This window comes from Halomonas sp. SIMBA_159 (genome assembly GCF_046536035.1).
Classification (GTDB): domain Bacteria; phylum Pseudomonadota; class Gammaproteobacteria; order Pseudomonadales; family Halomonadaceae; genus Vreelandella; species Vreelandella venusta_A.
This window is the reverse complement of the sequence record NZ_JAWJBT010001731.1, coordinates 1-232: the sequence shown is the minus strand read 5'-3', so window position 1 is coordinate 232 and position 232 is coordinate 1. Positions and strand designations below refer to the sequence as shown.

Annotated in this window: 1 pseudogene; it reads right to left on the bottom strand. The window is 53.0% G+C overall.

What is annotated here, in order from left to right:
* Positions 1–14: 14 nt before the first annotated feature.
* Positions 15–232 (bottom strand): annotated as a pseudogene (locus R0J87_RS25130) (cysteine synthase A); the annotation flags it as partial.

Genomic DNA, 232 nt, shown 5'->3' with positions numbered 1-232 from the left:
CATTGAAAACGATTTTAGGCCTGCAGTTCCTGCTCGGTGAAGATATCAGCAAACAGCGGGCTGGTTAAGTAGCGCTCTGCAGCACTGGCCAGGATCACGACAATGTTTTTACCAGCGTTTTCCGGCTTAGCAGCAAGGCGTTGTGCTGCAACCAAAGCGGCACCGGATGAAATACCGGCCAGAATGCCTTCTTCGTGCATTAAGCGATGTGCCGCCGCTATGGCTTCGTCAC